5 protein-coding genes are annotated in these 7,137 nt (G+C 59.3%); all 5 read right to left on the bottom strand.

The genetic code is table 11. From position 1 onward, the window contains the following. Nucleotides 1-644: 644 nt before the first annotated feature. The 5 genes from RYA97_RS20030 to RYA97_RS20010 all read right to left on the bottom strand — a co-directional run bounded on the left by RYA97_RS20030 (nt 645) and on the right by RYA97_RS20010 (nt 7,088). Complete coding sequence (locus tag RYA97_RS20030; RefSeq protein WP_005744270.1) at nt 645-2,261, bottom strand: inorganic phosphate transporter; 1,617 nt, start codon at nt 2,259-2,261, stop codon at nt 645-647. 116 nt (nt 2,262-2,377) lie between these two features. Further along, complete coding sequence (locus RYA97_RS20025; RefSeq protein WP_002552763.1) at nt 2,378-3,397, bottom strand: transporter; 1,020 nt, start codon at nt 3,395-3,397, stop codon at nt 2,378-2,380. 170 nt (nt 3,398-3,567) lie between these two features. Next, complete coding sequence (locus RYA97_RS20020; protein WP_004660705.1) at nt 3,568-4,389, bottom strand: aldo/keto reductase; 822 nt, start codon at nt 4,387-4,389, stop codon at nt 3,568-3,570. Nucleotides 4,390-4,492: 103 nt separating this feature from the next. Continuing rightward, complete coding sequence (locus tag RYA97_RS20015; RefSeq protein ID WP_080164716.1) at nt 4,493-6,124, bottom strand: methyl-accepting chemotaxis protein; 1,632 nt, start codon at nt 6,122-6,124, stop codon at nt 4,493-4,495. Between the two features lie 355 nt (nt 6,125-6,479). After that, nucleotides 6,480-7,088 (bottom strand): TetR/AcrR family transcriptional regulator, encoded by a 609-nt coding sequence (locus RYA97_RS20010; RefSeq protein WP_004660707.1) that lies wholly within the window; start codon nt 7,086-7,088, stop codon nt 6,480-6,482. Between the last annotated feature and the right edge of the window lie 49 nt (nt 7,089-7,137).

The raw sequence follows: 7,137 nt of genomic DNA, 5'->3' as shown, positions 1-7,137 counted from the left end.
CGCAACTATCGTGCGGCGCTCCGCGTCGCGACCTGCATTCCTACGCTGGAGCGTGAGGAACGATCATCGCAACTATCGTACGGCGCTCCGCGTCGCGACCTGCATTCCCACGCTGGAGCGTGCGGAACGATCATCGCAACTATCGTGCGGCGCTCTGCGTCGCGACCTGCATTCCTACGCTGGAGCGTGCGGAACGATAATCGCAACTATCGTGCGGCGCTCCGCGTCGCGACCTGCATTCCTACGCTGAAGCGTGAGGAACGATGATCGCGACTATCGTGCGGCGCTCCGCGTCGCGACCTGCATTCCTACGCTGAAGCGTGAGGAACGATGATCGCAACTATCGTGCGGCGCTCCGCGTCGCGACCTGCATTCCCACGCTGGAGCGTGCGGAACGATCATCGCAACTATCGTGCGGCGCTCCGCGTCGCGACCTGCATTCCCACGCTGGAGCGTGCGGAACGATCATCGCAACTATCGTGCGACGCTCCGCGTCGAGACCTGCATTCCTACGCTGGAGCGTGAGGAACGATCATCGCAACTATCGTGCGACGCTCCGCGTCGCATGCATTTCTGGACGCTCCGCGTCCTCTTTGCGACCTGCATCAAGACTTGATGGCAGCAGGCACCGCTCGCCGAAGACCTCAAAACAGTTTGCTGAACACCCAGTACAGCGAACCCGAAAGCAGGATGGCAGCCGGCAGGGTCAACACCCAGGCGGTGGCCAGGTTGCGTAAGGTGCGCATTTGCAGGCCTGAACCGTTGGCGACCATCGACCCCGCTACCCCGGATGACAGCACGTGGGTGGTTGACACTGGCAGCCCGTACACGTCCGCCGCGCCGATGGTGAACATCGCCACGACTTCTGCCGACGCGCCTTGTGCGTAGGTCATGTGCGTCTTGCCTATGCGCTCACCTACCGTCACGACGATGCGTTTCCAGCCGACCATTGTGCCCAGCCCCAAGGCGATAGCGACCACAATCTTGACCCAGGTCGGAATAAAACGCGTCGCGCTGTCGATCTGCCCTTTGAACGCATCGAGCTTGGTCTGGGTATCGGCGTCGAAATTGCCTACCTTGTTCTTATCCATCACCCGAATGGTTTCCGAGGTCAGGTACATGTCGTTTCGAACGTTGGTGACCGCTTCCGCAGGCACCTTCGAGAGCGAGCCGTAACTGGCGACCTGATTGCCGATCTTGCCGGTCATGACCGCCAGCGCAGGGATCAGGTCGGGGCCTGCCTGTTTGCTGACCAGATAATCCGACAGGGTCTGGCGCGAGTCAGCCGGGGCAGGCAGGGGAGCACTGCGCATCAGTGCCTGTTGGGTGACCTCTGCCACCGCACCGAACTGAGTGGCCTGATCGGCTGGCATGGTGCGGTTGAGCGCATAGGCCATCGGCAGGGTGCCGACCAGAATCAGCATGATCAGCCCCATGCCTTTCTGCCCGTCGTTGGAGCCATGAGCGAATGAAACGCCAGTGCAGGTCACAATCAGCATGGCGCGAATCCACAGCGGTGGCGGTGCATTGCCTTCTGGTGCCTTGTACAGCGCGCGGTTCTTGATGAACATGCGCATGGCCAGCAACAGCAAGGCGGCACAGCCGAAACCCACTAGCGGCGACAGTAACAGTGAGTAGCCTATTTTGGTCGCCTGAGACCAGTCCACGCCGCTGGTGCCGTCCCGTCCGTGCATCAAGGCGTTGGCGATGCCGACACCGATAATCGAGCCGATCAGCGTATGCGAAGAGGACGCTGGCAAGCCCAGCCACCAGGTGCCCAGGTTCCAGATGATCGCCGCGATCAGCAGGGCGAAGATCATGGCGAAGCCTGCCGATGAGCCGGTTTGCAGAATCAGCTCCACTGGCAGCAGTGCGATGATGCCGAACGCTACTGCACCGCTGGAGAGCATCACACCGAGAAAGTTGAAGAACCCCGACCAGACCACCGCGAAGCCGGGTGGCAGGGAATGGGTATAGATCACGGTTGCGACTGCGTTGGCGGTGTCATGGAAACCGTTGACGAACTCAAACCCCAGTGCAATCAGCAACGCCACGCCCAGCAGCACGAACGGGGTCCAGGTGGTAACCACCGTGCCCATGTCATCGACATCCTGCTTGAGGCTGTAACCAGTAAATAGCAGGCCGGCGATGAGTATCGCGAAGAAAATGACCATGGTCAGTCGACCCGGTTTGCGCCCGAAGTGAGTTGCCGACAGGCCCGCCCGGCCCGTCGCATCGGGAGAAAGTGCGTTTATAGCCATGTTCGCAATCCTGATTGAAAGAATATTGACATGGTCATTGCAAAATGTGACAGAGATGCGACATGCGAGTAATCAGTGGCCTTTTGCGCCAGATTTCTGACAACCGGCAGGCCGGGTCAATAATCGCCACGTTTGCGAAATGCCCAGCGTCCCGCGACCAGCGTAAACGTCGCGACCAGTGCCACCAGAATCCAGAAGCCTTCAGGGTCGGACGCCAATGGTACACCCCCCACGTTCATGCCGAAAAAGCCCGCGACAATGTTGATCGGCAATGCCAGAACCGTTACCACGGTCAGGGTAAACAGGGTTCTGCTGCTCTGTTCATTGAGGTTGGCGGCAATCTCTTCCTGCAACAGTTTGATGCGCTCGCCCAGTGCCGTGAGGTCGTTGATCACCAGCGAGGACTCTTCAATGGACTGGCGCAGCGCCTGGACATCCTGCTCGCGCAGCCATTGCGGAGGCTTGTGCAACAGGCGCATCAAAGAGCCCGGTTCCAGCGCCAGCAGGCGTTGCAGTCGCACCAGCACACGGCGCATGGCACCGAGTTCGGAGCGATTGTTGCTCAGTCGCTGTGAAAGCAACTGGTCCTCAATGCGGTCGACGTTGACGCTGGTCTTGCGCAGAAACTGGGTCAGCACTTCGCCTTGGTCACTGAGCAGGTGAGCGAGCAGTTCCAGCGGTGAATCGAACTGTTCGCCGCGCTTGACCGCTGAGCGCAACTTGTCTACCGAGCGCAGTGGCTGCAGCCGGGCGGTAATCAGCAAGCGCTGGCGGGCGCAGACCCACAAGGTCGAGATGTCGGTCGAGAGCCTGTTGAAATCGAACACCACATCGTTGACTACCGCCAGCAACGTGGCGTCGACGTGCTCGATTCGGGTAGAGCGCGAGCCTTCGTGCAGGGCCTCGAAAAACTCTTCCGGAAGGTCCAGATGGGTTTTCATCCAGCGCTCGCAGGCTGCGTGCGACAGGTTCAGGTGCAGCCAGATGAAGTCGTTCTCTTCCGGAGGGTTTTGCAGGTAATCCAGCGCGGCGGCCGAGCCGATTTCCTGGCCACTTTCAGCGTGGCGAAAACGGAAGCCGTAGAGCAGACCGAAAAGGTCGGAGTCCTGATGGTGGTGAGCAATACTGTGGTTCATGGCTGTCCACGTGCGGCCTGGCCCGGGCAGGGAGGCGAAGGCCGCATGATGACAAGGCGTTATTTCATATTTGTGACAGCTTGTTGCCAAGTGTGTCATCTGTCACATGAAGAGACGGCCGCATTGGCGGCCGTTCAGTCAATCGACAGCTGCGACTGCATCGAAACCGGTCAGACCATTGCCAGCGGTACTTTGCGAGTCGGCGCTGGCCAGGCCAGGTCAATGTCGGCCAGGTCGCGCTCGGTGAGGCGAATCTGCTCGGCAGCGATGTTCAGACGAATATGCTCCGGGTTGGTCGCCTTGGGAATGGCGATCATGTTGTCCTGACGCAGCACCCACGCCAGGGAAATCTGCGCCGGTGTTGCGTCATGGCGTTTGGCGATTTCGTGCAGGGCAGGGTGATAGAGCAGATCGCCTGCCTGGCCAATCGGGCAATACGCCATCAATGGCAGGTGGCGATCAGCGCTCCACAGCATGAGGTCGAACTCGATGCCGCGTTGTTCCGGGTTGTAAAGCACCTGATTGGTCGCGCAACGCGGGTTGTTCAGCTCGATCATGTCCGGGACATCAAAGTTGGAAACACCCCAGGCGCCGATTTTACCCGCTTCCTGCAAGCGTTCGAAGGCTTCGACGGTTTCGGTCAGTGGGTACTGGCCCGGCCAGTGCAACAGATAAAGGTCGATGTAGTCGGTGTTCATCCTTCGCAGGCTTGCTTCGCACGCGGCCGGGATACCGCTGCGGCTGGCATTGTGCGGGTAGACCTTGCTGACCACGAATACCTTGTCGCGTTGCCCGGCGATGGCTTGCCCGACGATCTCTTCGGCAGCGCCGTCGGCGTACATCTCGGCGGTGTCGATCAGGGTCAGGCCCTGTTCGATACCCAGGCAAAGGCCAGCAATTTCTGCCGAGCGCAGGTGCCCTTTTTCACCCATGTGCCAGGTGCCCTGACCCAGCACTGGTACAGTTCTGCCTGCCAATTCCAGTGTGCGCATGTGACCCCCTGCAATAAATAAGCAGCTAAATGAGCGATTGATTAAGCAGGTGTCAGGCAACAAGAGGCGCACTAGGTTCCGTGCACCCCATCGCAATGCAGATTTAAACCCGGAACTGCTTCAGCAGCCCGTTCAGTTCTTCGCTCAAGTCGCGCAGGTGCAGGCTGGCCGAAGTCGATTGTTCAGCGGCCAGTGCGGTGCTTTGGGACAATTGCGCGGCCTGGGTCACGTTCTGGTTGATGTCGTCCACCACATGCGTCTGTTGCAGAGTAGCGCTGGCAATGGAGGTGTTCAGGCTATTGAGGTTGCGTAGCGCCTGACTGATGGACGTCAGGCTCTGGCCTGCCTGGTTGGCCTGCTCGATAGTCAGTTGCGAGGAACGGCTGCTGTCGCCGATTACCTTGACCGCCGCGTCGGAATGCTTTTGCAGGCGTTCGATCATGGCCTGGATTTCTGCAGTCGACTTCTGGGTGCGCTGGGCCAGCAGACGTACTTCGTCAGCCACTACGGCAAAGCCACGACCCTGTTCACCTGCGCGTGCCGCTTCGATGGCGGCGTTCAGTGCCAGCAGGTTGGTCTGCTCGGCAATCGAACTGATGACTTCCAGTACGCTGCCGATCTGCGTGCTCTCGCTGGCCAGACTCTGCATCACTTCAACGGCTTGGCCGATGGTGGCGGACAGGTGTTCGATCTGGCGCAGGCTGTTATCAATGTTGACCTGACCCTGCTGCGCCTGTGACTCGGCATCACGCATTTCGTTGGCGGCCTGCTCGGCGTTCTTGGCCACGTCTTGTACGCCATAGGTCACTTCGTTGATCGCGGTGGCAACCAGGTCCATTTGTTGGGACTGCTGCTCGCTGCGTTTCTGCGCCTGCCCGGCATTGCTGCCCAGATCCGTTGAGGCCTGGCCCAGCGCTACTGCCGAATTCTGCAACTGGCCGACGACATTGCGCAGCTTGGCGACAAAGGCGTTGAAGTGAACGCCCAGCTCGGTGATTTCATCCTTGCCGTGGGTTTCCAGCGTACGGGTCAGGTCACTTTCGCCACTGGCGATGCTGGCCATTGCACCGACCGCCGCTCTCAGCGGTCGCACGATACTGCGCACAATCATGACCAGTAGCAGGACCATGACCAGCACGATGCCTGCGATGAAGATGCCGGCGTTCCATAGCTGTGCCTTGAACTCTGCCGCTACGTCATCGACGTATACGCCCGACCCCAGAATCCAGCCCCAGGGCTGAAAAAGCTGCACGTAAGAAGTTTTTTTCACCGGCTCGCTGGCACCGGGCTTGGGCCAGCGGTAATTCACCATCCCGGCACCCTGGGCTTTGACCAGCGTGACCATTTCGTTGAACACCGCAAAGCCGTCCGGGTCCTTGATGGTCGATATGTCCTGGCCTTCAAGTTTGGGGTTGGTGGGGTGCATGATCATCACCGGGCGCAGGTCGTTGATCCAGAAGTAGTCGCTCTGGCTGTAACGCAGGCTCTTTATCTCTTTCAAGGCCTGCTGTTGCGCAGCCTCGCGTGTCATGCCGCCTGCAGCTTCAAGCCCCTGATAAAACGAGAGGATGCCGCTGGCAGTCTGCACCACATGCATGGTTTTCTCGGCCTTGGCCTGATACAGGTCGTTATGCAGCTGCCTGAGCAGCGTCGCCGACAGGACGAAGAGCATCAGCACTGAAACGACAAGAATCAGCCACAGACGGCGACTGATGGACAAACTGCGCATACTCATGATTGGCATCCCATGCATTATTTTTTTTCTTCTGATGACTCCGATCCGCGCAACGCGCGATTCAGAGCCTTTTAAGCGTCTCGGCGCATCCTGACCAAACATGAGCGGCCGGTCACACTTTTTAACGGCGTACATCGCTATGGCGAAAGGCTTACAGCAACAGACGCGATTGGCTCTATCGACGGACCCTCAGTGAATGTAGGATCCAATTCAACAGCTGCAGCGAAGGAACGCCGCAGCGATCAGGGAAGATCGACCATTGCCAGGAGGCTACTGACAGGATGTCGGAATGGTCATGTTGCAAAACCACCCGCTTCGGCGGGTTTTTTGCGTCTGCAGCAAAGCGGGGTGGGGTTCAGCGGTCCGGCTCGCAACCCTTGAGCACCAGCCTGAGAATGGTCCGGGTCGCGGCCTCGTAATCAGCGTCCTCCAGTTTCGCCTTGCCGGTGACGGTTGCGATCTGCCAGTCGAAATCTGCATAGGTCTGGGTCGCGGCCCAGATGGTGAACATCAGGTGATGGGGATCGAGCGGGGCGATCTGCCCGCTGTCGATCCAGGCTTGAATGCATTCGATATTGTGCCGCGCCTGCCCATTGAGCTGTTCGATCTGCTCTGACGTAAGGTGCGGGGCGCCGTGCATGATCTCGCTGGCGAACACTTTTGAGGCGAAGGGCAGGTCACGGGAAATCTGGATCTTCGAACGGATGTAGCTGCTCAGCACGTCGGCCGGTACACCTTGAGGATTGAACGGCGTCGACGCTTGCAGGATGGGCTCGATGATGCTTTCCAGCACCTCGCGATAGAGGTTTTCCTTGGATTTGAAGTAGTAATAGACGTTGGGCTTGGGGACACCGGCCTTGGCCGCGATATCGCTGGTCTTGCTGGCGGCGAAGCCCTTGTCGGCGAATTCTTCGCTGGCAGCGCGCAGGATGAGTTCTTTGTTGCGCTCGCGGATACTGCTCATGACCCGGTTATTCCCTTGCCTGCATGGCGGTCGCGCATGTTAGCACCGG

The sequence above is a fragment of the Pseudomonas syringae group sp. 26L6 genome, assembly GCF_032587815.1.
Classification (GTDB): domain Bacteria; phylum Pseudomonadota; class Gammaproteobacteria; order Pseudomonadales; family Pseudomonadaceae; genus Aquipseudomonas; species Aquipseudomonas amygdali.
Note: the sequence above shows the minus strand (reverse complement) of the source record. Positions and strands in the feature narration are given on the sequence as shown.